Below are 24140 nucleotides of genomic sequence, written 5' to 3' on the forward strand. Positions count from 1 at the left end.
TCGGTGTTCCGGCAGGCTCGCCACGAGGGGGTGATCGACATTCCGACACGCAGGACGGCCACCGTGGCCGTCGCGATCGCCATCGCCGTCACGTGGGTGAGCGTCATCACGGTCCTGATCGCCCATCAACCCGATCCCGGTGTCGCCACTCCCGGGCAACTCCGGGAGGGCCTCACCGCCGCGCTCAACGAACACGACGTCGAGGCCCTCTCCGAACTCATCGACTACCCGCCCGCGTCGGCAGGCGACTTCGCGAAGTCCTATATCGACGCGCTGACCGAACGCGGCGCCCACGACGTCACGGTGAAGTTCGCCCCGGACGAGCTCGCGCCGACGTCGGCGACCGTCAGCGGGAAACTGGGCGACGGCAGTTCCTTCGGCTACCCGGTGGCCATCGCGGTCAAGGACAAGCTGTGGCTGGTCTCGTTCACCCCGCCGCTCCCCTGACTCATTCGCTCAGGTGCTTCTCGACGCGCTCCACCTTCGCGGTCAGCTGCCCCTCGAAACCCGGCCGGATGTCGGCCTTGAGCACCAGCCCGACCCGCGACGAGCCCTCGCCCGCGGCCTCGACGGCCCGCTTCACGACGTCCATCACTTCGTCCCACGAACCCTCGATGTTCGTGAACATGGCGTTGGTCGAGTTCGGCAGGCCCGACTCACGGACCACTTTCACCGCGCGGGCGACCGCCTCGCTGACACCGCCGTCCTCCTCGGCCGCGGACGGGCTGACACTGAAGGCCACGATCATCTTCTGCTCCTCGTTCAGACGCTTTTCCCACGCATAACACCCGGTGGTGCGGCATGGCACGGGTACCCGCTGGTAACTTCGAGCGCCATGAGCCGTCCGTTGCCGTTCGACCCGATCGCCCGCGCGGCGCAGCTGTGGGAGGCCCGTATCGGGCCCTCCGAAACCATGGCCGCGGTGACCGGGATCATGCGCGTGCAACAGATCATCCAGTCCGCGGTGGACGGTGCGCTCAAACCGCACGGGCTGACCTTCGCCCGGTACGAGGCGCTGGTGCTGCTGACCTTCGCCCGCGCGTCCCATCTGCCGATGCGCGTGATGGGCGAGCGGCTGCAGCTGCACCCGACGAGCGTCACCAACATCGTCGACCGGCTGGAGAAGGACGGCCTGGTCAAACGCGTGCCGCATCCGACCGATCGCCGGACCACGCTGGTCGAGATCACCGACGAAGGCCGCGTACGCCGCGAAGAGGCCACGAAGGCGGTCACCGAGATCGACTTCGGGCTGACCGGGCTCACCGGCAAGCAGACCGAGCAGCTCACCGAGCTGCTCACCAAGGTCCGCAAGGCCACCGGCGACTTCGCCGAATAGCGCGTGAAGGCCCCCTTCCCTCGGCTGAGCCGAGGGAAGGGGGCCTTCACGCGCTAAAGAATCAGACGGCGGCGGGCTCCGCGGACTTGGTGGCGAACAGGCCGACCCCACCGTGCGACAGCCGCTGCGGGCCGTCCAGCTTGCCGTTGCGCAGGGCCCAGGACTCGAACAGCCACGTGAACAGCGGCGGGATGCTGGAGAGCAGCGCGAGGATCAGGGTCTTCGGGCGCCAGCCGAGCGGCTTCGCCACGGACAGGGAGACCAGCACGTAGAGGACGAAGACGACGCCGTGCACCATGCCGAGGACGGGAACGCCGCCCTCGCCGAGCTTGACGGCGTACTTGAGGAACATCCCGACCAGCAGCCCGGCCCACGAGAGGGCTTCGGCTACCGCGGCCACGCGGAATACTAGAGCGGCCTTGCTGGACACTTTCTCCTCCTGTGGGGTCTCACCACTATGCGTACACACATGACTACGTCCGACGAGCACTGTCCAAGGCGGACTCGCCAAGAACGTCAACAGCGCTGTCGGACGTGGTAATACCAGTGTGAGGCGTGACGACGCTCACCGGAACACCGGGGGCCGTGATGCTCCTCACGACCCCCGGTACGAACCGGTCTAAACCACTCGGATCACCCGGCGCAGGGCGATTTCGGCGCCCCTTCGGGACCGGTCGCCCACGTCGCCTTCGACGGGTCGTCCGTGAGCCTGAAGTCCAAAGTGGTCCCCCGCGTCAACTGTTCCAACCCGACATACGCCCGCTGCGAGCCGGTTCCCAGCCCTTGGACGTACTGGAGCTTCGACCCGTCGGCGCCGTCGGCCTTGATCGTGATGTCACGGCCGTTCTCCAGATGCACCACGGACTTCTCGAACCGCGGCGCGTTGAGCACGAACTGGCCGGTGCCCGGCACCGCCGGGTACAGCCCCAGCGCGCTGAAGACGTACCACGCGGACATGGTCCCGAGGTCGTCGTTCCCGGTGACACCGTTCGGCGCGTTGGTGAACAACGTGTGCGCGGCGCGCACCACGGCCGAGGTCTTCCACGGCTGCCCGGTCAGCGTGTACATCCAGGGCGAGTGCAGATCCGGCTCGTTGTTCGGGTTGTAGCGGAACTGGTTGTAGTAGTTGTACGGGCCGACGACCCATTCCTCGCGCACGGTCTTCGCCGGGTCTTTGACCAGATCCCCGTAGGCGAAGAAGTCGTCGAGCCGCTTGCCGACGTTCTCCTCACCGCCCATCCGCTCGACGAGCCCGGGGACGTCCTGCTGGGTCAGCCACTGGTACTGCCACGACGTGCCCTCGTGGAATCCGTCCTGGCTCTGCGGGGTGTACGGCTTGCCCGCCGGGCTGAACCATTCCCCGCCTTCGACCTTGGGCCGGTAGAACCCGGTGAAGCCGCGGTCGGTCACCGACGAGTCCCACAGCGTGCGGTAGCTGCGTCCCTTCTCCGCCAAGGCCTTCGCGTCGACCTCCTTGCCGAGCCCGGCGGCCATGATGGACAACGAGCAGTCCGCGAGCGCGTATTCCAGCGTGGCCGAAGCGCCGTGGTTCGGGTCGGTGTCCTGCCCCTTCTTCGGGAAGTCCTTGTCGTACTGGACGAACCCGTCCTTCTGGTAGCTCGCGTTCCCCGAGCGGCCCTGGAACGGCGAGGACGCGGGCGGGATCTCGCGCGAGTTCTGCAAGAGTGCCTGGTACGCCTTGAACTCCTGACCCGACAGCGCGCCGAACCGCCACAGGTCGACCAGGAACGGGGTGACCGGATCGCCGGTCATCGTGTTCGTCTCCTGGTTCGCGTACGCCCAGCGCGGCAGCCAGCCACCCTGGTCGTGGATGGCGAGCACGGACTTCGCGACGTCCTTCGCGCGAGCCGGCCGCAAGAGCGCGAGCAACTGGTTCTGCGTGCGGTAGGTGTCCCACAACGAGAAGAACTCGTAGTAGGTCCAGCCCAGCGCGCGGTGGATCTTGTCGTCGAACCCGCGGTAGCGGCCGTCGGCGTCGTTGCCGGTCAGCGGCTGCAGCAGCGCGTGGTACAGCGAGGTGTAGAAGACCGTGCGGTCGTCCTTCGTCCCGCTCTTGATGTCCACTGAGGACAGTTCCTTGCGCCAGGCGCGCTGGGCACCGTCGCGGACCGCGTCGAACGAGCGCCCCTTCTCCGCCGCCAGGTTCAGCCGGGCACCGAAAGCGTCCACATGGGAGATCGCCGTCGTCGCGGTGACCTGCCCGCCGCCGAAGGTCAGCCAGGCGCCACGCAGGCCTTCACCGCCCGCCGACTCCTTCGAACCCGGCGTGCCGCCGGTGGGCGACCAGGTGCCGAAGGATTTGAACGGCTTGTCGAACGTCGTGGTGAACCAGGTCTTGTACGGCTTCCCACCGCAGAACGCCTGCGACTCCACCATCCCTTCGACCGTCCGGTCGCCGACGACGCGGACCTGGCTCGCCGTCACCGGTTCCTTGTCGTTGGCTTGGCCGACGTTGACGAAAACGTTTGCGTCGCCCGATTTCGCGAAGGTGTACCGCTCGACGCCGGTCCGCGTGGTCGCGGTGGTCTCCGCGTCGACGCCGCCGTAACCGGTGAGCCGGACCTTGTAGTAGCCGGGCTTGCCGACCTCGCCCTCGTGCGTGTACGGCGAGGCGTACTTCTTGTGGTCGAACGTCTCGGGTTTCGTGGTGTCGAACGCCGCGCCGGGCCCGACCGCGCCGGTGGTGGGCAGGGACGACACGAGGCCGCCCTGCTCCCAGCAGCCCGCGCCGGACAGGAAGAAATGCCCGAAGCCGCGGATCGCGGTGTCGTCGTAGCGATAGCCGGCGTAATGCGAGGAAATCGGGCTGACCTGCGTCATCCCGAACGGCGCCGAGGCGCCGGGGAAGGTGTTGCCGTCGTCCTTGGTGCCGATGAAGGTGTTGACCGCGTCCACGGGGTCGCCACCGGGCGCCGCCGCCGCGACGGGCGTGACCAGCCCGGCGGGGACGACGAGCGCGGTGAGCAACCCGGCGACGCGGATCGAGGTGCGTGCAGGCATGGGAAAGGCCGCCTCCTGACAACGTTGTCGCTGCCCGCCCACCTTCGACAAGAACGGACCACCTGGTCAAGAGGTTCGTCGAACCCTGTCCGATTCGGGACAGCGACCCGGAGGGCCGTAACGGTTCGAACTCGGAAAACGCGCCAAGGACGAACCGGGCATTGACATCGCCGCGCCGCTGGCGTTCAATTCCGGCCACTATGACAACGTTGTCTTCCAGCGGACCGGACAACGGCCACCGCACCACCGGCCGACGGGCCACGATGAGTGACGTGGCCCGGCTCGCGGGCGTGAGCATCAAGACCGTCTCGCGAGTGGTGAACGACGAGCCCGCCGTCCATCCGGACACCGCGGAGCGCGTCATGGCGGCGATCGAGCAGCTCGGGTTCCGGCGCAACCTCGGCGCGCGGAACCTGCGGCGCGGCTCGACGACCGGGACGATCGGCCTGATCGTCGAGGACGTCGGAAACCCCTTCTACTCTGAGCTCAACCGGGCCGTCGAACGCATCGCGACCTCGTTCGGCCGCCAGGTGCTGACCGGTTCGTCGGAGGAGAACTCCGACCGCGAACGCGAACTGGTCCTGGAGTTCTGCTCCCGCCGTGTCGACGGCATCCTCGTCGTCCCGGCCGGGATGCAGCACGGCTACCTGGTCCCCGAGATGCGTGCGGGCACGCCCGTGGTGTTCCTCGACCGCCCCGCCGGCGACATCGTGGCCGACACGGTGCTGGTCGACAACATCGGCGGCACCGTCGAAGCGGTCGCCCAGCTGGCGAAACACGGCCACCGCCGGATCGCGTTCCTCGCCGACAGCCCGGACATTTTCACCGCGGGCGAACGGCTGCGCGGCTTCCGCGAAGGCTGTGTCCGCAACGGGATCCCCTACGACGAGCACCTCGTCGTGATGCGGACGCCGACCGCCGAGAGCGTCGGCGACGCGGTGAAGCGGCTGCTCACCGGGCCGAATCCGGCCACCGCCGTGATCGCGGGCAACAACCGGGTCGCCGTCCACCTGCTGCGCGCGCTGGCGCACGCGGAGCGGCGTCCCGCGATGATCAGTTTCGACGACTTCGAGCTGGCGGATCTGCTGGATCCGCCGGTCTCCGTGATCGCGCACGACGTGAGCGCACTGGGCCGGGCGGCCGCGGAACTGCTGTTCGCCCGGGTCCAGGGAGATCAATCCGCACCGAGAAAGGTAGTTCTGCCCGTGCATCTCGTAGCCCGCGGTTCCGGGGAGGTCGCCCCTTCATGAGCGGCCACCTCGAACCGATCCGCCTGCCGGCGAACCAGCCGCCGCAGTTCTACCGCGGCGGCGACGCCATCGCCGCGTTGCGGGGCGCTTCCTCCGAGTCCAAGTACGGCCCGGAGGACTGGGTCGGCTCGGCCACCACGATGTTCGGCCAGGAGACCAACGGCCTGACCAAGCTGCCCAGCGGGGTCTGGCTGCGCGACGCCGTCCGCGAGAACCCGTCCGCCTGGCTCGGCGCCAAACACGTCGAGGCGCTCGGCGATTCGACCGGCCTGCTGGTGAAGCTGCTCGACGCGGGCCAGCGCCTGCCGGTGCACTTCCACCCGTCGGACTCGTTCGCGAAGCGGCACTTCGACTCGCACTTCGGCAAGACCGAAGCGTGGATCGTGGTCGGCACCTATGGCGACGACCCGCGCGTCTACCCGGGCTTCAAGGAGACCGTCGACAAAGCGACGGTCAACGAATGGGCCCGCACGCAGGACGCTCCCGCCATGCTCGGAGCGCTGAACAGCGTCGCGGTCACCCCCGGCGACACGGTCTACATCCCGGCGGGCCTGCCGCACGCGATCGGCGAAGGCGTCTTCGTCGTCGAGCTCCAGCAGCCGACGGACTTCTCGCTGACCCTGGAATGGCGGGACTTCCTGGCGAACCCGGAGAAGGCGCACCTCGGCATCGGCTTCGAGACGGCCATCGAAACCCTGGACACCACCGGCTGGGACGAAGAACGGCTCGGCTCGATCGTCAAGCGCACCGCGGGCGACGAAGCGTCCACTGTGGACCTTCTCGCGGACGGCAGCGACGCGTTCTTCCGTGCCGATCAGCTGCGCCCCGGCCTTTCCGGTAGGTCGACAACGTTGTCACTCGATCCGTCGTTCGCGGTGCTGGTCGTCATGGACGGTTCGGGGACACTCCGCACCGAACACGGCGGCGAGTACGCGCTGCGCAAGGGCGAGACGTACGTGGTCCCGCACGACGCCGGTCAGTCCACTTTGGATGGCGACGTCACCGTCATCCGCTGCCGGCCGCCCGCACCCGAGAAGAGGGAGCGATCGTGAGCGAACTCCTGCTCGACGCACAGAACCTGGTCAAGCGCTACGGCTCAGTGGAGGCGCTGCGAGGCGCGTCCTTCCAGGCGCGGGCCGGTGAGGTCACCGCGCTGATCGGTGACAACGGCGCCGGGAAGTCCACTTTGGTCAAATGCCTCTCCGGCGCGGAGCAGCCGACGTCGGGGAAGATCCTGCTCGACGGCTCCGAGGTGGTGCTGGACTCCCCCACCACCGCACGGCGCATGGGGATCGAGACGGTGTACCAGGATCTCGCGGTCGCACCGGAACTCGACCCGGCCGCGAACCTGTTCCTGGGCAGGGAGATCCACCGCAAGGGGATCCTCGGCAAACTCGGGATGCTGGACAAGAAGGAGATGAAACGCCAGGCCGTGGAGGAGTTCCAGCGGCTCGGCGTGACCCTGCAGAGCACCGACGTCCCGATCGGCTCGCTTTCGGGCGGGCAGCGGCAGAGCGTCGCCGTCGCGCGGTCGGTCGTCTGGGCGTCGAAGGTCGTGTTCATGGACGAGCCGACGGCCGCGCTCGGCGTCGTGCAGCGCGAACGCGTGCTCGACGTGATCAAGAAGGTGCGGGACAAGGGCATCGCCGTCGTGCTGATCAGCCACAACATGCCCGAGGTGCTGTCGGTGGCCGACCGCGTCGAGGTGTTGCGGCTCGGCAAACGCGTCGCCCGGTTCACCGGCGCGGACACGAAACTGGAAGACCTGGTCGCCGCGATGACGGGCGCCCTCGTACAAGAGGAGGCGGCGTGACCGTGTCCACTCCGACGAAGAACGGCCCCGAGATCCAGACCACAGTGGACGGTGGCTTCGGCAAGCGGTCGATCGGGCAGCGGATGATCGGGGCGAACACGTTCTGGATCGCGCTGGTGCTGCTGGCGCTGATCATCGTGTTCACCGCGATCGCGCCCGCCGAGTTCGCGACGCTGTTCACCTTCCAGACCCTGCTCATCGAGACTTCGGTGCTGCTGGTGCTCTCGGTCGGCATGACGTTCGTGATCATCACCTCCGGGATCGACCTCTCGGTCGGTTCCGTGCTGATCTTCGCGGGCATGGTGGCCGGCAAGACGATGGAGGCGCTGAGCCCGGACGGCGACGCGACGAAGGCAGGGTGGGGCGTCATCACCGCCGGGCTCGTGGCGGCGGTCGTCGCGGGCACGATCTGGGGGCTGATCAACGGTTTCCTGATCGCGGTGGCGAACATCCCGCCGCTGATCGTCACGCTCGGCACGATGGGTGCCGCGCTCGGCGCCGCGTACCTGCTGAACAACGGGTCCGACGTGCGCAGCGTGCCGACCGAGCTCAACAAGACGCTCGGCTACGGGACGTCGTTCGGCGGCGTGCCGAACCTGGTGCTGGTGGCCGTGGTGATCACGCTGATCGGCGCGTGGCTGTTGCACACCACCAAATTCGGCCGCTACACCTACGCCGTCGGCTCCAACGCCGAGGGCGCGCGCCGGGCGGGCATCGGGGTGACCGCGCATCTGCTGAAGGTGTACACGCTCACCGGTTTCCTCGCCGGTGTCGCCGGTTTCCTCTCACTGGCGTACTACGCGTCGACCACCATTTCGGCGCACACCACCGACAACCTCAACGCCATCGCCGCCACGGTGATGGGCGGCACGAGTCTCTTCGGCGGGGTCGGTTCGGTGCTGGGCACGGTGATCGGCGTGTTCATCCCGGCCGTGCTGAAGAAGGGCTTCAACATCACGCAGGTCCAGGACTTCTGGCAGATGATCGCGGTCGGCGCGGTGCTGATCGCCGCGGTCTGGTTCGACCAGCGGCGCCGTCGTCGCCGCAACTCTCGCTGATCCCTACGCACAAAGAGGTGCTATCCCCATGAAGAAGACCCTGCTCGCCGCCGGTGCCGCCGTTTCCGCGGCCCTCCTGCTCACCGCGTGCGGCGGTGGCACCGTCGGCCAGGCGCCGTCGGGCGACTCCGGCGCCAAGACCAACAACAAGAAGCTGTCGCTCATCCCGGGCGTGCAGGCCGAGCCGTTCTACATCTCGATGCAGTGCGGCGCCGAGGCCGAGGCCAAGAAGGCGGGCTACGAGCTCACCACGCAGGCGCCGCAGAAGTTCGACGCGGCCATGCAGACCCAGCTCGTCAACGCGCTGGGCTCCAACCCGCCCGCCGCGCTGCTCATCGCGCCGACCGACGCGCAGGCGATGCTCGCGCCGATCCAGCAGGTCAAGAACCGCGGCTCGAAGATCATCGAGGTCGACACCGCGCTGAAGGACACCAGCGTGGCCGAGTCGTCGATCTCCTCGGACAACGCCGAGGGCGGCAAGCTCGCCGCCAAGACCATGGCGGAGCTGGCCGCGGGCAAGACCGGCTCGGTGCTGGTGCTCGACACCATCGCGGGCACCTCGACCACGAACACCCGCGCGAAGGGCTTCGAGGACGAGCTGAAGAACTACCCGAACCTGAAGTCGGCGGGCGTGCAGTTCACCCAGAACGAGCCCGACCAGGCCGCGTCCAAGGTGACCGCCGCGCTGGCGTCGACCCCGGACCTGATCGGCATCTTCGCGACCAACCTCAACACCGGTGAGGGCGCCGCGACCGGCCTGCGGAACGCGGGCAAGATCGGCGCGGTCAACCTGATCGGTTTCGACGCTTCGCCGTCGGAGATCGAGGGGCTGAAGAAGGGCGAGTACCAGGGCCTCATCGCGCAGGACCCGGCCGCCATCGGGCAGCAGGGTGTCCAGCAGGCCATCGCGGCGCTGGAGGGCAAGCCGGTGACCCGGAACCTGACCGCTTCGCTGCACTCGATCACCAAGGCGAACATGGACGCGAACGCGCAGTACTTCTACAAGCAGAGCTGCTGACTCACCTCGTGTCGTGAGTGGCGATTCGGGTTAGAACCCGAATCGCCACTCACGACCCACGGGACCCACTCACTCCCGCAACTCGACCACCCCAGCGGGCGCGAACCGCTCCAACGCTCCGTACAGCCGGGCGCCACCGCCCAGGTGACCCAGCGCGTACCTGTACTCACCGTCCTCGAGCAGCACTTCGGGCCCCGAACCGGTCCAGTCGAGCCGGTAGTGCCACCAGTGCATCCACCGCCCCACGCGCCGCTTCTCCCGGTACACCCGCAACCGCGTGACCTCGGTCCACCGGACCTCGAACACCCCCGGCACCGCGAACCCCGCGGCGGAGATCACCAGCGAGCCCGCCGACTTCCGGAGCGCGAGCAGGATCAGCCCCGCGAAGGCCACGCTGAGCAGGCTGAACACCACCCCGGAAACCGAGCCGGAGAACGACGACAGCACGACGGCCACCAGGCCGCCCCCGCCGAACACCACGAACCCAGCCCACGCGACCCGGCGCATCACGACGTCCAGCCGGAGCACCACGGCATCCCCAGTGACCATGCCCGGAGCGTAACCGGCGAAACCACTCAGCGACGTTAGGATCTAGGCCCCGACGTCGTGGAGGAGGCCGGATGAGCACCCGTCTGCCCTGGCGTCCCGCCGCGAGCGTCGATCCGGTACCGGTGCTCGTCGCCGCCCAGCGCGTCTCGGACGATCTCATGGACGGCCTGGCGGGACCCCGCGCCCGCCAGGCGGCGCACGGCCTCCGGCGGCTGTTCGGGGTCGCCGGGCTCGGTCTCGCCGACCTGTCCGGCTCGCTCGTCTGGTCCGGCCGTCCGGCGGCGGACGACGTCGTCGCCTCCGCGCTCGACGAGGTCCTCCACTCCGAGACGCCGGTGTCCGAACCCGGGCTGTGGGCGCTGCCGCTCCACGTCCACGACGAGCTGGCCGGGGTCCTCCTGGTCACCGACGGCAAGAACGCCGTCGCCCGCCAGGCCGCCGAACTCGTCGTCCACGCGCTCGAACGCGGCAGGCTGGAGGCCTCCGCCGAGCAGGCCGCGGAAGCCGAGCTGCGCGCGCTGCGGGCCGAGATCTCGCCGCATTTCGTCTACAACGCGCTCACCGTGATCTCCTCGCTGGTCCGCTCCGACCCGGATCGCGCCCGCGACCTGATGCTCGACTTCGCCGAGTACACCCGCTACAGCCTCGCCCGGCACGGCGAGTACACGATGGTCGCCGAGGAGTTCCGCGCCATCGAGACTTATCTGGCCTTGCAGCGCGCGGTGCTCGGCGAGCGGCTGCGGGTGCAGGTGCGCGTCGCGCCGGAGGTGCTGGCCGTCGCGGTGCCGTACCTCGTGCTGGAACCGCTGGTGGAGAACGCGATCCGGCACGGGATCGAGCCACGCGCCGAGGCGGGGTTCATCCAGGTTCAGGGAATGGCGGAAGGGAACGACTGCGTGATCAGCGTCGAGGACGACGGTGTCGGCATGGACCCCGCACGCGCGGCGGCGATCCTGGCCGGGCACGGCGACGACGGCGGCGTCGGACTGGCCAATGTGGACAGAAGGCTGCGCAGCGTCTACGGGCCGTGGTACGGCCTGACGGTCGAGACCGAGACCGGCGCGGGCACCAGGGTCGTGGTGCGCGTGCCCCGATTCCAGCCGGGGGTGCTGCCGTGACGAACGGGCTGCGGGTGCTGGCGGTCGACGACGTCCCGCCCGCCCTCGACGAGCTGTGCAGCCTGCTGCGCGAGGCACCGGAAGTCGCCGAGGTGGTCGCCGCCGGTGACGCACTGAACGCGCTCAAGCTGTTGCAGGGCAGTCATTTCGACGCCGTCTTCCTCGACATCTCCATGCCCGGCCTCGACGGGCTCGAGCTCGCCTCGCTGCTGGCCCGGCTCAGCGAACCGCCGGTGATCGTGTTCGTCACCGCGCACGACGGGCACGCCGTGGCCGCGTACGGGATCGGCGCGGTCGACTACCTGCTCAAGCCGGTCCGCGCGGAACGGCTGTCCGCCGCACTGTCCAAAGTGGTCCGGATGGCGGGCAACCAGCCCGACGAGCCGAAGCCCGCGCCGGACGCGATGTCCGCGCTGCCGGTGGAATCCGGCGGGCGCACCCGGTACGTCCGCCGCGACGACGTCCAGTTCGTCGAGGCGCACGGCGACTACGTCCGGCTGCACACGAAATCCGGCGTCCACGTCACGCGGATGCCCATCTCCCGGCTCGAAGAGTACTGGGAAGGAACAGGATTCACCCGCGTGCACCGGGGTTTCCTGCTTTCCGTGGACGCCGTGCTCGAACTGCGCAGCGACACCACCGGCGGGCTGCTGGCGCATACCGAAGCGGGTGACGTGCCGGTGAGCCGCCGTCACGCGCGCGACCTGCGCGACCGGCTGCTCGCCGCCGCGCAACGCGGTGAACTGGGCCGGGGAAGCCGTCCGTGAGCCGCGTCAAACGGGTGGCCGTCACCAGCCCGCAGACCCGGCTCGCGCATTCGCGGCGCCGTTCACGCGGACGGTGGCGGGTTCCCCGTCTCGCCGCGGGCGACGCGGAACGCGCGGACGCCCTCTACCGGGCCCAGCGCCGCCGCGGGATTCCCGCGCTGGCCGGGATGTTCGGGCTGGTGTTCGGGCTCCCGCTGGTGTTCGGGGTGTTCCCCGGGCTGGATTCGGTGCGGCTGCTGGGGATCCCGCTGTCCTGGCTGATGATCGCGATCCTCCCGTACCCGGCGATGGCGCTGCTGTCGTGGTGGCAGCTGCGCCGGGCGGAAAAGATCGAGGACGAGTAGTGGTCGCGGCGCTCTCGGTGGCCCCCGTCGTGCTGGTCACCCTGCTGATCGGGTTGCGCGGGGTCGCGGCCATGCGCACGACGTCGGATTTCCTCGTCGCCTCGCGCCGGATCTCGCCGCTGGTCAACTCCGCCGCGGTCTCCGGCGAATACCTGTCCGCGGCGTCGTTCCTCGGTGTGGCGGGGCTGGTGGTGAAGGACGGTATCGGCGCGCTTTGGTATCCGGTCGGCTTCACCGCCGGGTACATCGCGATGCTGGTGCTCGTGGCGGCGCCGATGCGGCGCTCCGGCGCGCTCACCGTGCCGGACTTCGCCGAGGCGCGGCTCGCCTCCCCCGCCCTGCGCCGTCTGGCCGCCGTCGTCGTCCTGGTGATCGGAACCCTTTACCTGGTCCCGCAATTCCGCACCGCGGGGCTGGTGCTGACCGCCGTCGGCGGCACGCCGTACTGGGTCGGCGTGGTCATCGCGGGCACCGCCGTCAGCGCGACGCTGGCGCTCGGCGGGATGCGCGCGGCGACCTACGTCCAGGCCTTCCAGTTCGTGCTGAAACTGCTGCTGTTCATCGTTCCCGCGATCTGGCTGGTCTCCCAGGTCTCCCCGGAGCAGCGATCGGCTTCGGTGCATCCGGTGGAATTCACCCACTTCGCCCGCGACACCCGGCTGTCCTTCGAGATCGACGTGACGCTGACCCTGCGCGAGCCGACCACCTTGCTCGCCCCGGAAAAACGCGTCGTGCCACCGGGTGAGCTGGTCGCCAGGAGCGGCGAGACGCTGGTATTCGCCGAGGGCACCCCGGTTCCGGCCGTCCGGGGTGGTGCCCCGCTGGGCGGGCCGGACTGGCAGCGGCCGCTGCTCGACCTCGGCGATCAGGGTTATCCGCTGCTCGGCACGTGGGCGATCCTGATCGCCACCATGCTCGGCACCATGGGCCTGCCGCACGTCCTGATGCGCTTCCACACCAGCCCGGACGGCCGCGCCGCCCGCCGGACCGCGGCGATCACGGTCGCCCTGCTCGGCGTCTTCTACCTGTTCCCAGGGGTTTACGGCGTTTTCGGCCGCGTGCTGGTGCCCGAGCTGTACGTCTCCGGCGCGACCGACACGGTCGTCGTCGCGCTGCCTGCACAGATCGACGACGGCTGGGCGGGCTCGTTGTTCACCGGGTTGCTGACGGCGGGCGCGTTCGCCGCGTTCCTGGCGACGTCGCTCGGGCTGCTGCTGGTGATCTCCGGCGCGGTCGCGCACGACCTGGCGCCCGGCGGCCTCCGGAGACTGCGCTGGTCGGTGCTCGGGGCGGCGGCGGTGATGGTCCTGCTCGCGCTGCCGTCGGCCAGATTGGACGCGGGCGTGCTCGTCACCTGGGGCTTCACCGTGGCCGCGTCCACGTTCTGCCCGTTGCTGGTGCTCGGCATCTGGTGGAACCGGCTGACCGCCGCGGGCGCGATCAGCGGTGTCCTCGCTGGGCTCGTCGCGTCTTCGGGCTCGATCCTCGTGGCCCTGTTCGTCCCCAGCCTGAGCGGCCTGCCCGCGATCCTCGTGTCGCAGCCCGCGCCGTGGTCGGTTCCGCTGGCATTCGGAGTAATGATCGTGGTTTCCTTGCGGGGCAGGCCTCCCGCCTGGTCGACGGCCGCCATGCTGCGGCTGCACTTGGACGATCGCACAGCCGAGACCCCTTCGTCGTGGTCCGACCACCGTTCGTCGACCGTTCGTCGTCTCGGCAGACGTTTGAACCGCTGAAGGTTCCGGTCTCCTTGACCTCTCCTTAACGTGTCGCGGAACACATTCGCGGTGCGAGGAGAGCACGATGAGTACCGAAACGAACGCTCCCAGTCCACCGGAAACGGACTGGGACAAAGCCCATGACAGCGCGGAGTTCAAGGAACTGCGGGCTCGGTTGCGCCGGTTCGTCTTCCCCGTCTCGGCGCTGTTCCTCCTCTGGTACCTGCTGTACGTGCTGCTCGCCGACTACGCGCACGGCTTCATGAGCACGAAGCTGGTCGGCAACATCAACGTCGGCCTCGTCTTCGGCCTGCTGCAGTTCGTTTCGACCTTCGTGATCACCGGGCTCTACGTCCGCTACGCGAACAAGAAACTCGACCCCATCGCGGAGAAGATCCGCACGGACATCGAGAGTGAGGCCAAATGAACCTCGCCGCCGGAGTCGAGGGCAGCAGCCCCGTACTCAACATCACCATCTTCGGCCTGTTCGTGGTGGTCACGCTGTTCGTCGTGTTCCGGGCGAGCCGCAACACGAAGACTGCTTCGGACTACTACGCCGCCGGCCGCGCCTTCACCGGCCCGCAGAACGGCGTCGCCATCGCGGGTGACTACCTGTCCGCCGCGTCGTTCCTCGGGATCGCCGGCGCGATCGCCATCTACGGCTACGACGGTTTCCTCTACTCCATCGGCTTCCTGGTCGCGTGGCTGGTCGCGTTGCTGCTGGTCGCGGAACTGCTGCGCAACACCGGCAAGTTCACCATGGGCGACGTGCTGGCGTTCCGGATGAAGCAGCGCCCGGTGCGGGCCGCGGCGGCGACGTCCACGCTGGCGGTGTCGTTCTTCTACCTGCTGGCGCAGATGGCGGGTGCCGGTGGCCTCGTCGCGCTGCTGCTCGGGATCGAGAGCAAGGCCGGGCAGGCCGCGATCATCGTGATCGTCGGCATCATCATGATCGCCTACGTGCTCATCGGCGGGATGAAGGGCACCACGTGGGTCCAGATCATCAAGGCGGCGCTGCTCATCGCCGGCGCGCTGGCGATGACGCTGTGGGTGCTGGGCATGTACGGCTTCAACCTTTCCGCGCTGCTGCAGGGCGCCGTGGACAAGGCGGGCCGGGCCGGTGAGGCGCTGCTCGGGCCGGGCAACCAGTACGGCAAGAGCGGCACGACGAAACTCGACTTCCTGTCGCTGGGCATCGCGCTGGTGCTCGGCACCGCGGGCCTGCCGCACGTCCTGATGCGCTTCTACACGGTGCCGACCGCCAAGGAAGCCCGTCGTTCCGTGGTGTGGGCGATCGGCCTGATCGGTGTCTTCTATTTGTTCACGCTGGTGCTCGGCTACGGCGCCGGCGCGCTCGTCGGCGCGGACAAGATCAAGGCGGCACCCGGTGGCGTGAACTCGGCGGCCCCGCTGCTGGCGCTCGAACTCGGCGGCCCGATCCTGCTCGGCCTGATCGCGGCGATCGCGTTCGCGACGATCCTCGCCGTGGTCGCGGGGCTCACGATCACCGCGTCGGCGTCGTTCGCGCACGACGTCTACGCCAACGTGATCAAGAAGGGCAAGGCGTCCCCGGCTTCGGAGGTGAAGGTCGCCCGGATCACCGCGCTGGTGATCGGCGCGGTCGCGATCCTCGGCGGCATCCTCGCCAACGGGCAGAACATCGCGTTCCTGGTGGCGCTGGCCTTCGCGGTGGCGGCGTCGGCGAACCTGCCGACGATCCTCTACTCGCTGTTCTGGAAGCGGTTCAACACCCAGGGCGCGCTGTGGAGCATCTACGGCGGTCTCGCGGTCTGCATCGTGCTGATCGTGTTCTCGCCTGCGGTCTCGGGTAAGCCCGTGGACCCGAAGACCGGGAAGAGCGCCTCGATGATCCAGGGCGTCGACTTCCACTGGTTCCCGCTGGACAACCCGGGTCTCGTCTCGATCCCCGTGGCGTTCTTCCTCGGCTGGCTCGGGACCGTGCTGTCCAAGGAGCACAACCAGAAGAAGTACGCCGAGATGGAGGTCCGGTCCCTCACCGGGGCGGGCGCCGAAAAGGCCGTCGCCCACTAGTCGCCGGGACGGTGCGGCCGGCACCAACGCCCCCGGCCGCACCGCCCCGGTTCCCATTTCCCCTAGTAAGGCAGCTTCCCCGCAGTCAGTTCCGCCAGCTTCGCGCGGAGATCGGCGCGGACGGACTTCCACAGCCCGGTACCCAGCGAGATCCGCGCCACCCCCAGTGCCGTGAGCGCGGAGAGATCGGGGCCTCCGGGCATCGGGGCGGCGTTGACCGCTCCCGGCGCCACCGCCTTCACGAACTCGCCGAGCACCTCCGGCGACTTCACCATGATCGGATAGACACAGTCCGCCCCGGCCTCGAAGTACGCCTTGGCCCGCAAGATCGCGTCGTCCAGTACCGCTCGTTCGTCGGACGCGCCGAGGAAGACGTCGACGCGGGCGTTGATCACCAGCGCGTCCCCGGCGGCCTCGCGCAACTCCGCGACCCGTTTCGCCTGCGCCTCGAGCGGGCGTACTCCACCTGAAGCGTGATCGGTGTCCTCGTAGTTGCAGCCGACGGCACCCGCTTTGGCCAGCCTCGCCGCGAGCTCTCCCGCTTCGAGGCCGTACCCGCCTTCCACGTCGACGGTCACCGGAACCGAGACCGCCCGCGCGATCCGCGCCGCCGCCGCGAACATCTCGGCGGCCGGCGCGTCCTCCCCGTCGTCGTACCCGAGGACCTTGGCCACGGCGAAGGAACTCGTCGCCACGACCGGGAAGCCGGCGGCTTCCACGAGACGCGCGCTGTCGGCGTCCCACGCGTTCGGCAGGAGCAGCGGGCTACCCGCGACGTGCAGTTCCCGCAGCCGGGCCGCCGTCATTCGGCGCGCTCGGGCAGCGGCGCGTGGCTGGTCACGCACATCCGGTTCCAGCTGTTGATCGCGATGGCCTCCCAGACGATCGCGCGGTACTGCTCCTCGGTGAAGACGCGGGTGGCCTCTTCGTAGACGTCGTCCGGGACGTCGTGCAGGGTCGCCACGTTCGTGATCGCCTCGGTGAGCGCGAGGGCGGCGCGCTCCTGCTCGGTGAACAGTTCGGTCTCGCGCCACCCCTGCAGCACGAACAGCCGCCGCGGCGACTCGCCCATCTGCAGCGCGTCGTGGGAGTGCATGTCGAGGCAGAACGCGCAGTGGTTGATCTGCGACGACCGCATCTTCACCAGTTCGAGGATCTTCTGGTCGACCCCGGCGTTGGCGGCGGCCTTCTCGACTTCGGCCTGCAGTTTGGCCATGGCCTGGTAGATCTCGGGCACTCGCTTGCCCACATGGATTCGCTCGGTCATGCCGTCGAATCTAGCGACGACTGGCCCACGAGTATGGTCCAGTGTCATGGCAGATTCGTGGTCCAGTTCGGGAATAGACGTCCACCTGGACTGGCGTCCCGAAAGCGGCCGGAGCGGGCTCGCGACTGCGATCCGCGCGGCCATCCGCGAGGGACGCTGGCAGGCGGGCGCCGCGGTGCCCTCGACCAGGGCGCTGGCACAGGACCTCGGCGTGGCCAGGGGAACGGTCACGCGGGTCTACGCCGACCTCGCCGCCGAGGGCTACCTGCGGACCACGCAGGGCGCGCCGACCCGGGTCGCGACGGCGGGGGCGCTGCCCGCGTCGCCGCCGCGGCCCGTCCCCCGCAATCCGGCGCCACGCTGGGACCTGCGCCCCGGCAGGCCGAACCTGTCCGCGTTCCCTCGCGCGGCCTGGCTCGCCGCGACCCGGCGGGCGCTGCACCAGGCGCCGATGTCGGCGTTCGACTACACGGCCGAGTCCGGCGCGGCGGAACTGAGGGAAACGCTCGCCGCGTACCTGGCCCGCAGCCGCGGCGTGCTCGCCGACCCCGCCCGCATCCTGGTGTGTTCCGGGTTCTCGCACGCGATCGCGGTACTGGCGCGGGTCCTGCACGCGCGCGGCGCGGACGAGATCGCGTTCGAGAACCCGTCGCTGCACATCTACCGGAACATCGCCGCCGCCAACGGTCCCCGCGTGGTCGGCGTCCCCGTCGACGATCACGGGATCACAGTGTCCTCTTTGGACAGTCCGGCGGTTGTGGTCACCCCGGCGCACCAGTATCCGCTCGGCGTCACCCTCGCGCCCGGGCGGCGGGCCGAACTCACCCGCTGGGCGGAGGAGACCGGCGCAGTCGTCATCGAGGACGATTACGACGGCGAGTTCCGGTTCGACCATCAGCAGGTCGGCGCGTTGCAGGCGCTGGCACCCGAACGGGTCGTCTACGTGGGCACGACGAGCAAGACGCTCGCGCCGTCGCTGCGCCTGGGCTGGATGGTGCTGCCGCGGTTCCTGGTCGAACCGGTGCGCGCGGCGCTGGCCGAGAGCGGGGCGCGACCGGCGTTGCTGGACCAGCTGGCGTTGGCCGAGCTGATCGAATCGGGCGCCTACGACCGGCACATCCGCCGCTGCCGCGTCGAATACCGGTCCCGGCGCGACAAACTGCTCGCGACCCTGCCGGATTCCGTGCTGCCACAAGGGATCTCCGCCGGGCTGCACTTGGTGCTCCAGTTCCCCGGCGACCTCCCCCGGGAGATGGAGGTACTGGCCGCCTGCCGCCGTCGCGCCATCGGGCTCGAAGGCCTCAGCGGCTACTGGATCGGCGAACCGCAACGCGAAGGGCTCATCATCGGGTACGGCGCCGCCGCGAAGCACGCTTTCGGCGGCGCCACCCAAGCCCTGCGCGAGGCCATCTTCGAGGTCACCTAGCAGAACCAGGGGCGCGCCCGGAGGATGTCGGTCTTCAGGGCGGGGGCGCCGTCGACCGGGGCGGGGTTCTCCGGGGTCGGCTTGATGCCGCCGGCGGCGACGTCGTCGAGGGTTTCGAGGCCTTCGTGACCGACGGTGCCGAAGACCGTGTAGTTCGGGCGCAACGCGGAGTCGCCGTACACGACGAAGAACTGGCTTCCGTTCGTCGCCGGGCCCGCGTTGGCCATCGCGAGGACGCCACGCGCGTACACCTTGCGCTCGCCGGTCGGGTCGGTCGGCGCGGGCGGCAGGCCCACGGGCAGCTCGTCCTTGTACTTGTAGCCGGGGCCGCCCTCGCCGGTACCGCTCGGGTCACCGCACTGCAGCACCTTCAAGGTCGGGTACGCGGTCAGCCGGTGACACGTCGTGCGGTCGTAGAAGCGGTGCTTCGCCAGGTGCAGGAAACTCTGCACCGTGCACGGCGCCTTCGCCCGATCGAGGGTCAGGTCGATCTTGCCCTGGTTGGTCTTCAGCTGCACCGGGACCTTGCCCCGGTCGGGCGTGTGCCGCGGGTCCGGCGGCAGCGGGACCGGCCGCGCGGCCGGCTCGTCCGGCGTCTCCGTGTACTGGCACGGCCCCTTCGTCACCTTCGGCGGCGCACCCTCCGCCGACGCCGTTCCGGTGCCGGCCGCGAGCATCAGCCCGGCTCCCAGCACTGCCACAAAGACCTTCGCGATCCTCTGCACGGTTCCTGCCTCCCAGCCGTGGACGAAGAGCAGAGCATAGGGTGAATCCCCGGCGCTCACACAGGTCCGGAAGTAGGTCCGCGGTTAGGGTCGGAGCCGTGGAGATCGCCGAACGACACCAATGGCAGCTGAACGCCCTGACCTTCCTGTACGCGTACACGCAGTACGTCCTCGTGCACGAGCGGGTCATGGCCGGGCTGCCGCCGGAGAAACCGGCCGAACTCGACAAGCCGCGCATGCTCAGGCTCGCCAAGGTCGTCGACGACATGATCCTCGACTTCCGCAAGGAGGACGGGCTGAGCGATCTCGAACGGCGCCGCGTCATCCGCCTCGCCAGGGAGATCAAGTCGCACGTACGGGAGAAGTGGCCGCCTCGCGACGCGTCGCTGACCGAGTGGATCGCCTCGGCCGCGGCGCACTTCTACTGCGAGGAGCACATCAACAACGGTTACGTCCGGATGGGCCGCGTCTTCGATCCCGACATGGCCGACCGGTTCCTGGAACGCGTGGAGTTCTGCCGGGGCCAGACCGTCACCATCACGAACTACGCCCACAAGGTGGCGGACGGCGAGCAGCTCACCTACGGCGAGACGAACCAGCTCGAAGTCTGGAAAGAGGACGCGATCGCCCATCTGGACAATCTCGACAGCGATTTCGGCGACATCAAGATGTACGTCGAATTCTGACCAAGCCTCGTGAGTGGTAAGGACAGTTAGGGCCAAGGGTGTCTTAGGTACCTCCGTGGTTCCGGCCGCGGTTGGTGCCGGGCCGGTCCGTGAAGGCCCCCTTCCCTCGGCTCAGCCGAGGAAACTCGACCTCCACCCCTTCCCCAGTACATGAAGGACCCCTTCCTTGCGCCTGGCGCAAGGAAGGGGTCCTTCATGTACCTCAAGCGGGCAAGCTCACGAGCCGCGAAGGTCCGCGATGAGTTCTTCGGCCGCCGCGAACGGGTCGAGTTTCCGCGCGACCACGCGTTCGGCCAATTCGGTGAGCCGGTCACCGGAGCGCAGGTCGACGATTTCCGCGCGCAACCGCTGCACGGCGATCGCCTCGACCTCGTCCCGGGCCCGCGCCGCACGACGGCGAGGCAGTTCGTCGCGCCGGACCAGCCAATCGTGGTGTTCGTCCAACGCCCGGACGACGTCCTCGACACCTTCGCCCCGCGAAGCCACCGTTCGCACGATCGGCTGACGCCAGCTCGGACCGCGGATCTCCCGGCGCACCAAGGAGATCATCTGCTTGAGGTCGTGCACGGTCGCGTCCGCGCCCTCGCGGTCGGCCTTGTTGACCACGAACACGTCCGCGATCTCCAGCACGCCCGCCTTGGCCGCCTGGATCCCGTCGCCCATTCCCGGCGCGAGCAGGACCACCGTGGTGTCGGCCAGTTTCACGACGTCCACTTCGGACTGACCGACACCGACGGTCTCGATCAGCACGACGTCGAACCCGGCCGCGTCGAGCACCCGGACCGCCTGCGGCGTCGCCCACGACAGCCCACCGAGATGACCGCGCGTGGCCATCGACCGGATGAAGACACCCGGATCGGTGGCGTGTTCGGTCATCCGGATCCGGTCGCCGAGCAGCGCGCCGCCGGAAAACGGCGACGACGGGTCGATCGCCAGCACCCCGACCCGCAGGCCCCGCGCCCGCAGGGCCGTGAGCAGCGCGGACGTCGATGTCGACTTACCGACACCCGGCGGACCGGTCAGGCCGACGACCCGCGCGTTGCCGGTATGCGGCGTCAGCTTGGCCGCGACCTCGGGCAACCGTGGATGAGCGTCCTCGACCAGCGACAGCAACCGGGCGATCGCGCGGGGGACGCCGTCCCGCGCGCGACCGACCAGTTCGTCGATGTCCAGCTGTACCGGCAAGGGCTTTACGGAACGCGGATCAGCAGCGCGTCGCCCTGGCCGCCACCACCACAGAGGGCGGCCGCGCCGAGGCCGCCGCCGCGACGGCGGAGTTCGTGGACCAGGTGCACGGCGAGCCGCGCGCCGGACGCGCCGATCGGGTGACCGAGCGCGATGGCGCCACCGTCGACGTTGACCTTCTCCGGGTCGAGCCCGAGCTTGTCGGCCGAAACCAGGCCGACGGCGGCGAACGCCTCGTTGATCTCGACGAGGTCGAGCGCGTCCGCGGTCAGGTTCGCCTTGGCCAGCGCGGCCAGGATCGCGTTCGACGGCTGCTCGTGCAGGCTGGCGTCCGGACCGGCGACCACGCCGTGCGCGCCGATCTCGGCGAGCGGGGTCAGGCCCAGTTCCTCGGCCTTGGCCTTGCTCGCGACGATGACCGCGGCCGCGCCGTCGGAGATCTGCGAAGCCGAGCCGGCGGTGATGGTGCCGTCGGAGGCGAAGGCGGGACGCAGCTTCGCGAGGCCTTCGGCGGTGGTGTCGGCGCGGACGCCTTCGTCCTGCGAGAAGACGACCGGGTCGCCCTTGCGCTGCGGGATCGACACCGGCGCGATCTCGGCGTCGAAGCGGCCCTCGGCGATCGCGGCGGCGGCACGCTGGTGCGACCGCGCGGAGAACTCGTCCTGCTGCTCACGGGTGATCCCGTAGCGGCTGTTGTACTTCTCCGTCGACGAACCCATGGCGACCTGGTCGAAGGCGCAGAACAGACCGTCGTAGGCCATGTGGTCGACGAGCGTGGTGTCGCCGTACTTGAAGCCCGCGCGGGACTTCGGCAGCAGATGCGGCGACTGGGTCATCGACTCCTGGCCGCCCGCCACGATCAGGTCGAACTCACCCGCGCGGATGAGCTGGTCGGCCAGCGCGATGGCGTCGAGACCGGAGAGGCAGACCTTGTTGATGGTCAGCGCCGGGACGCTCATCGGGATACCGGCGGCGACCGCGGCCTGCCGGGCCGGGATCTGGCCCGCGCCGGCGGTGAGCACCTGTCCCATGATCGTGTACTGGACCGCGTCCGGCGAGACACCGGCCTGTTCCAGCGCCGCCTTGATGGCGAATCCGCCGAGTTGCGCGCCCGAGAAGTCCTTCAGGGAACCGAGCAATCGCCCGATCGGTGTACGGGCGGCACCCAGGATCACGGAACCGGACACGGCGTCCTCCAAGCATCGGCGCAAGGGCAAAGGGGGTCTTCGCGACCATACCCGGGTCGCGGGTCTCTTGATGGAGCCAGTGTGAGGCGGCGCACGCCGGTCCGCCGGTCCGCGCACCTATCCTGCTCTGCATGAACCAGGCGCTGAAACCGTTCGTGACCGCCATCGACCACGTCGGCATCGCGGTACCCGACCTCGACGCCGCGATCGCCTTCCACGCCGAGCATTTCGGCCTGGAGGTCGCGCACGAGGAGGTCAACGAGGAGCAGGGCGTCCGCGAGGCGATGCTGCGCGCGCCGGGCACCGCGGGGACCGAGACCGCGATCCAGCTCCTCGCGCCGCTGCGTGACGACTCCGCGATCGGCAAGTTCCTCGCGAAGAGCGGCCCCGGGCTGCAGCAGCTGGCGTACCGAGTGTCCGATGTGGACGCGGCCGCCGCGGCGCTGCGCGCGCAGGGACTGCGGCTGCTCTACGACGAGGCGAAGCGCGGTACGTCCAACAGCCGGGTGAACTTCGTGCACCCCAAGGACGCCGGCGGCGTGCTCGTCGAACTGGTGGAGCCCGCGAAGGACGGTCACTGACCCCGCGTCAACGCTGAAGCGATGAAGAGGACCTCGCGGTCGATCTCGGCGGGGTCCCCGTCTTCGCTGTGCCGTGCCGTCGCGTGACGATGGCTGACCGCCCGCGCGAGTAGTCCCGACGCCGAATCGACGTCGGCGATCGCGACCTTGCCGCCCGTCGCGGCGACGATCACGGCCTTCACCTGCCGGACCAGTTGCTGGAAGCGTTCGGCCAGCGCGTCGCGGACCGCGCGGTGCGTGTCGGCCTCGCGCCACAACAGGTGTGACAGCGCCAAGGACCGGTTGAACCGCCTGTCGAGTTCGACGACGAGGCCGCGAAGACTGCCCGCGAGATCGCCGGGGACGACCACGACGGCCGGTTCGATCCGGGCGTCGGGCAGTTCGGCGACCAGCGCGGCCAGCAGATCCGACTTACGCCGGAAGTAGTAGTGCACCAGGCCTTTCGGCACGCCCGCCCGCTCCGCGATCCGCGAAGTGGGCGTGGCGTCGAAACCGGATTCGGCGAAGAGCGCCTCCGCGGCCCGCAGGATGCGCTGTTTCGCCGAATCCTCTTTCACGCCGTTTCCTCCTGGGTCAGTGCTGTCCCGCCGTCCGGTGCGTCGCCTGGGCGATCGGCATCGCCGCCGCCCCGGCCACCACGGTCAGGACGCCACCGATCCAAGCGGTCCAGGACGCGCCCATGAAGTCGGCGTATCCCATCACCCATGGCGAAATGAACAGCAGCGCGCCCAGGACGATCTGAATGCCTTCGCCATAGACCATGCCAGGCATCGCGAGCGACGCGAGACCGTCGAGGGCGACCAGCGCGCCGAGGATGACGAGCGTCCACATGGCGGTGTTGTCCGTGGTCATCCAGAGGGGTGAAAGAGCGACCACGACACCGATGACCACCTCCGCCCAGTCATGGGGACGGGTCCAAGGGCGCGTCGTGGGTTCGTTCATGCGTGCTCACCTCCGAATATCGGCTGAACCTGCAGGTCGGAGAGATCTCCACCGCCCATGGTGCGCTTGGTTGGCCGGCCGGTCAAGACCGGTCGATAAC

The 24140-nt window shown here is 69.2% G+C and carries 27 protein-coding genes; 16 read left to right on the forward strand and 11 right to left on the reverse strand.

Annotation, left to right across the window (positions count from 1 at the left end; genetic code table 11):
• Positions 1–30 precede the first annotated feature (30 nt).
• Positions 31–447: a hypothetical protein gene (locus tag ACZ1DY_RS34325; RefSeq protein WP_257489907.1), complete on the forward strand. Its 417-nt coding sequence runs from the start codon at positions 31–33 to the stop codon at positions 445–447.
• A gap of 1 nt (position 448) precedes the next feature.
• On the opposite strand, the gene ACZ1DY_RS34330 is transcribed toward ACZ1DY_RS34325, so the two are convergent.
• Positions 449–748: a thiamine-binding protein gene (locus ACZ1DY_RS34330; RefSeq protein ID WP_465482157.1), complete on the reverse strand. Its 300-nt coding sequence runs from the start codon at positions 746–748 to the stop codon at positions 449–451.
• Between the two features lie 87 nt (positions 749–835).
• On the opposite strand from ACZ1DY_RS34330, the gene ACZ1DY_RS34335 reads away from it, so the two are divergent.
• Complete coding sequence (locus ACZ1DY_RS34335; protein ID WP_465482158.1) at positions 836–1336, forward strand: MarR family winged helix-turn-helix transcriptional regulator; 501 nt, start codon at positions 836–838, stop codon at positions 1334–1336.
• A gap of 61 nt (positions 1337–1397) precedes the next feature.
• Here the strand turns inward: ACZ1DY_RS34335 and ACZ1DY_RS34340 are convergent, their stop codons facing one another.
• Together ACZ1DY_RS34340 and ACZ1DY_RS34345 are read right to left on the reverse strand one after the other, a co-directional pair.
• The gene (locus ACZ1DY_RS34340; RefSeq protein ID WP_465482159.1) at positions 1398–1766 is read right to left on the reverse strand and encodes a DUF3817 domain-containing protein; all 369 of its coding nucleotides are present in this window, start codon (positions 1764–1766) and stop codon (positions 1398–1400) included.
• Between the two features lie 203 nt (positions 1767–1969).
• Positions 1970–4357, reverse strand: a complete 2388-nt coding sequence (locus tag ACZ1DY_RS34345) for a GH92 family glycosyl hydrolase (RefSeq protein WP_465482160.1) — start codon at positions 4355–4357, stop codon at positions 1970–1972.
• 263 nt (positions 4358–4620) lie between these two features.
• Between ACZ1DY_RS34345 and ACZ1DY_RS34350 the strand changes: the two genes are divergently transcribed.
• Genes ACZ1DY_RS34350 through ACZ1DY_RS34370 form a run of 5 tightly spaced genes read left to right on the forward strand, consistent with a single transcriptional unit; the run spans position 4621 to position 9496 of the window.
• Positions 4621–5607, forward strand: a complete 987-nt coding sequence (locus ACZ1DY_RS34350) for a LacI family DNA-binding transcriptional regulator (RefSeq protein ID WP_034315485.1) — start codon at positions 4621–4623, stop codon at positions 5605–5607.
• A complete protein-coding gene (locus ACZ1DY_RS34355) occupies positions 5604–6659 on the forward strand; it encodes a class I mannose-6-phosphate isomerase (protein WP_465482161.1) in 1056 nt (351 codons plus the stop codon). Before ACZ1DY_RS34350 ends, ACZ1DY_RS34355 begins: the two co-directional genes overlap by 4 nt.
• Positions 6656–7420: an ATP-binding cassette domain-containing protein gene (locus tag ACZ1DY_RS34360; protein WP_126732836.1), complete on the forward strand. Its 765-nt coding sequence runs from the start codon at positions 6656–6658 to the stop codon at positions 7418–7420. Before ACZ1DY_RS34355 ends, ACZ1DY_RS34360 begins: the two co-directional genes overlap by 4 nt.
• Positions 7417–8478 carry an ABC transporter permease gene (locus ACZ1DY_RS34365; protein WP_240600417.1) on the forward strand — a complete coding sequence of 354 codons (1062 nt, stop codon included), beginning with the start codon at positions 7417–7419 and terminating at the stop codon, positions 8476–8478. Before ACZ1DY_RS34360 ends, ACZ1DY_RS34365 begins: the two co-directional genes overlap by 4 nt.
• Before the next feature lie 28 nt (positions 8479–8506).
• A complete protein-coding gene (locus ACZ1DY_RS34370) occupies positions 8507–9496 on the forward strand; it encodes an ABC transporter substrate-binding protein (protein ID WP_257484730.1) in 990 nt (329 codons plus the stop codon).
• Positions 9497–9565: 69 nt separating this feature from the next.
• Here the strand turns inward: ACZ1DY_RS34370 and ACZ1DY_RS34375 are convergent, their stop codons facing one another.
• Positions 9566–10045, reverse strand: coding sequence for a hypothetical protein (locus ACZ1DY_RS34375; RefSeq protein ID WP_465482162.1), 480 nt, complete (start codon positions 10043–10045; stop codon positions 9566–9568).
• Between the two features lie 71 nt (positions 10046–10116).
• Here ACZ1DY_RS34375 and ACZ1DY_RS34380 point away from each other — a divergent pair, with 71 nt between their 5' ends.
• The 6 genes from ACZ1DY_RS34380 (at position 10117) to ACZ1DY_RS34405 (ending at position 16041) form a co-directional block, all read left to right on the forward strand.
• The gene (locus ACZ1DY_RS34380) at positions 10117–11163 is read left to right on the forward strand and encodes a sensor histidine kinase (protein WP_257484728.1); all 1047 of its coding nucleotides are present in this window, start codon (positions 10117–10119) and stop codon (positions 11161–11163) included.
• Positions 11160–11930: a LytR/AlgR family response regulator transcription factor gene (locus ACZ1DY_RS34385; protein ID WP_465482163.1), complete on the forward strand. Its 771-nt coding sequence runs from the start codon at positions 11160–11162 to the stop codon at positions 11928–11930. The genes ACZ1DY_RS34380 and ACZ1DY_RS34385 overlap by 4 nt, the downstream gene beginning before the upstream one ends.
• Positions 11927–12274 carry a hypothetical protein gene (locus ACZ1DY_RS34390; RefSeq protein WP_257484726.1) on the forward strand — a complete coding sequence of 116 codons (348 nt, stop codon included), beginning with the start codon at positions 11927–11929 and terminating at the stop codon, positions 12272–12274. Before ACZ1DY_RS34385 ends, ACZ1DY_RS34390 begins: the two co-directional genes overlap by 4 nt.
• Positions 12274–14007, forward strand: a complete 1734-nt coding sequence (locus tag ACZ1DY_RS34395) for a sodium/solute symporter (RefSeq protein WP_465482164.1) — start codon at positions 12274–12276, stop codon at positions 14005–14007. Before ACZ1DY_RS34390 ends, ACZ1DY_RS34395 begins: the two co-directional genes overlap by 1 nt.
• A 67-nt stretch (positions 14008–14074) precedes the next feature.
• Complete coding sequence (locus ACZ1DY_RS34400; protein ID WP_063272717.1) at positions 14075–14416, forward strand: DUF485 domain-containing protein; 342 nt, start codon at positions 14075–14077, stop codon at positions 14414–14416.
• Positions 14413–16041, forward strand: a complete 1629-nt coding sequence (locus ACZ1DY_RS34405) for a solute symporter family protein (RefSeq protein ID WP_465482165.1) — start codon at positions 14413–14415, stop codon at positions 16039–16041. The genes ACZ1DY_RS34400 and ACZ1DY_RS34405 overlap by 4 nt, the downstream gene beginning before the upstream one ends.
• A 62-nt stretch (positions 16042–16103) precedes the next feature.
• Here ACZ1DY_RS34405 and ACZ1DY_RS34410 read toward each other — a convergent pair whose 3' ends face one another.
• Both ACZ1DY_RS34410 and ACZ1DY_RS34415 read right to left on the reverse strand, forming a co-directional pair.
• Entirely contained in the window at positions 16104–16847 is a 744-nt protein-coding gene (locus ACZ1DY_RS34410) for an isocitrate lyase/PEP mutase family protein (protein WP_465482166.1), read from the reverse strand.
• Positions 16844–17308 (reverse strand): carboxymuconolactone decarboxylase family protein, encoded by a 465-nt coding sequence (locus ACZ1DY_RS34415; protein ID WP_016336647.1) that lies wholly within the window; start codon positions 17306–17308, stop codon positions 16844–16846. The genes ACZ1DY_RS34410 and ACZ1DY_RS34415 overlap by 4 nt, the downstream gene beginning before the upstream one ends.
• Before the next feature lie 46 nt (positions 17309–17354).
• Between ACZ1DY_RS34415 and pdxR the strand changes: the two genes are divergently transcribed.
• Entirely contained in the window at positions 17355–18734 is a 1380-nt protein-coding gene (gene pdxR, locus ACZ1DY_RS34420; protein ID WP_465482167.1) for a MocR-like pyridoxine biosynthesis transcription factor PdxR, read from the forward strand.
• Here the strand turns inward: pdxR and ACZ1DY_RS34425 are convergent.
• Entirely contained in the window at positions 18731–19411 is a 681-nt protein-coding gene (locus ACZ1DY_RS34425; RefSeq protein WP_465485743.1) for a peptidylprolyl isomerase, read from the reverse strand. The two genes, pdxR and ACZ1DY_RS34425, sit on opposite strands and share 4 nt — an antisense overlap.
• A gap of 146 nt (positions 19412–19557) precedes the next feature.
• Here ACZ1DY_RS34425 and ACZ1DY_RS34430 point away from each other — a divergent pair, with 146 nt between their 5' ends.
• Positions 19558–20145 (forward strand): hypothetical protein, encoded by a 588-nt coding sequence (locus tag ACZ1DY_RS34430; protein ID WP_126732827.1) that lies wholly within the window; start codon positions 19558–19560, stop codon positions 20143–20145.
• Positions 20146–20361: 216 nt separating this feature from the next.
• On the opposite strand, the gene meaB is transcribed toward ACZ1DY_RS34430, so the two are convergent.
• Both meaB and ACZ1DY_RS34440 read right to left on the reverse strand, forming a co-directional pair.
• Entirely contained in the window at positions 20362–21330 is a 969-nt protein-coding gene (meaB, locus tag ACZ1DY_RS34435) for a methylmalonyl Co-A mutase-associated GTPase MeaB (protein WP_395874346.1), read from the reverse strand.
• Between the two features lie 5 nt (positions 21331–21335).
• Positions 21336–22517 carry an acetyl-CoA C-acetyltransferase gene (locus ACZ1DY_RS34440; RefSeq protein WP_126732825.1) on the reverse strand — a complete coding sequence of 394 codons (1182 nt, stop codon included), beginning with the start codon at positions 22515–22517 and terminating at the stop codon, positions 21336–21338.
• 131 nt (positions 22518–22648) lie between these two features.
• On the opposite strand from ACZ1DY_RS34440, the gene mce reads away from it, so the two are divergent.
• Complete coding sequence (gene mce / locus ACZ1DY_RS34445; RefSeq protein ID WP_093937501.1) at positions 22649–23098, forward strand: methylmalonyl-CoA epimerase; 450 nt, start codon at positions 22649–22651, stop codon at positions 23096–23098.
• Here the strand turns inward: mce and ACZ1DY_RS34450 are convergent.
• Positions 23092–23655, reverse strand: coding sequence for a TetR/AcrR family transcriptional regulator (locus ACZ1DY_RS34450; protein WP_126732824.1), 564 nt, complete (start codon positions 23653–23655; stop codon positions 23092–23094). The two genes, mce and ACZ1DY_RS34450, sit on opposite strands and share 7 nt — an antisense overlap.
• 16 nt (positions 23656–23671) lie before the next feature.
• Positions 23672–24040, reverse strand: a complete 369-nt coding sequence (locus tag ACZ1DY_RS34455; protein ID WP_125673593.1) for an SPW repeat protein — start codon at positions 24038–24040, stop codon at positions 23672–23674.
• Positions 24041–24140 lie beyond the last annotated feature (100 nt).

Source organism: Amycolatopsis sp. PSD-21 (assembly GCF_055561455.1).

What these genes read in the sequence shown, in the direction of transcription:
- ACZ1DY_RS34355 (WP_465482161.1), top strand. Translation starts at nt 5,604, where the DNA reads ATGAGCGGCCACCTCGAACCGATCCGCCTGCCGGCGAACCAGCCGCCG.
- ACZ1DY_RS34350 (WP_034315485.1), top strand. Translation starts at nt 4,621, where the DNA reads ATGAGTGACGTGGCCCGGCTCGCGGGCGTGAGCATCAAGACCGTCTCG.
- mce (WP_093937501.1), top strand. Translation starts at nt 22,649, where the DNA reads ATGAACCAGGCGCTGAAACCGTTCGTGACCGCCATCGACCACGTCGGC.
- ACZ1DY_RS34410 (WP_465482166.1), bottom strand. Translation starts at nt 16,847, where the DNA reads ATGACGGCGGCCCGGCTGCGGGAACTGCACGTCGCGGGTAGCCCGCTG.
- ACZ1DY_RS34425 (WP_465485743.1), bottom strand. Translation starts at nt 19,411, where the DNA reads ATGCTCGCGGCCGGCACCGGAACGGCGTCGGCGGAGGGTGCGCCGCCG.
- ACZ1DY_RS34405 (WP_465482165.1), top strand. Translation starts at nt 14,413, where the DNA reads ATGAACCTCGCCGCCGGAGTCGAGGGCAGCAGCCCCGTACTCAACATC.
- ACZ1DY_RS34335 (WP_465482158.1), top strand. Translation starts at nt 836, where the DNA reads ATGAGCCGTCCGTTGCCGTTCGACCCGATCGCCCGCGCGGCGCAGCTG.
- ACZ1DY_RS34455 (WP_125673593.1), bottom strand. Translation starts at nt 24,040, where the DNA reads ATGAACGAACCCACGACGCGCCCTTGGACCCGTCCCCATGACTGGGCG.
- ACZ1DY_RS34330 (WP_465482157.1), bottom strand. Translation starts at nt 748, where the DNA reads ATGATCGTGGCCTTCAGTGTCAGCCCGTCCGCGGCCGAGGAGGACGGC.
- ACZ1DY_RS34400 (WP_063272717.1), top strand. Translation starts at nt 14,075, where the DNA reads ATGAGTACCGAAACGAACGCTCCCAGTCCACCGGAAACGGACTGGGAC.
- ACZ1DY_RS34345 (WP_465482160.1), bottom strand. Translation starts at nt 4,357, where the DNA reads ATGCCTGCACGCACCTCGATCCGCGTCGCCGGGTTGCTCACCGCGCTC.
- ACZ1DY_RS34380 (WP_257484728.1), top strand. Translation starts at nt 10,117, where the DNA reads ATGAGCACCCGTCTGCCCTGGCGTCCCGCCGCGAGCGTCGATCCGGTA.
- pdxR (WP_465482167.1), top strand. Translation starts at nt 17,355, where the DNA reads ATGGCAGATTCGTGGTCCAGTTCGGGAATAGACGTCCACCTGGACTGG.
- ACZ1DY_RS34375 (WP_465482162.1), bottom strand. Translation starts at nt 10,045, where the DNA reads ATGGTCACTGGGGATGCCGTGGTGCTCCGGCTGGACGTCGTGATGCGC.
- ACZ1DY_RS34370 (WP_257484730.1), top strand. Translation starts at nt 8,507, where the DNA reads ATGAAGAAGACCCTGCTCGCCGCCGGTGCCGCCGTTTCCGCGGCCCTC.
- ACZ1DY_RS34415 (WP_016336647.1), bottom strand. Translation starts at nt 17,308, where the DNA reads ATGACCGAGCGAATCCATGTGGGCAAGCGAGTGCCCGAGATCTACCAG.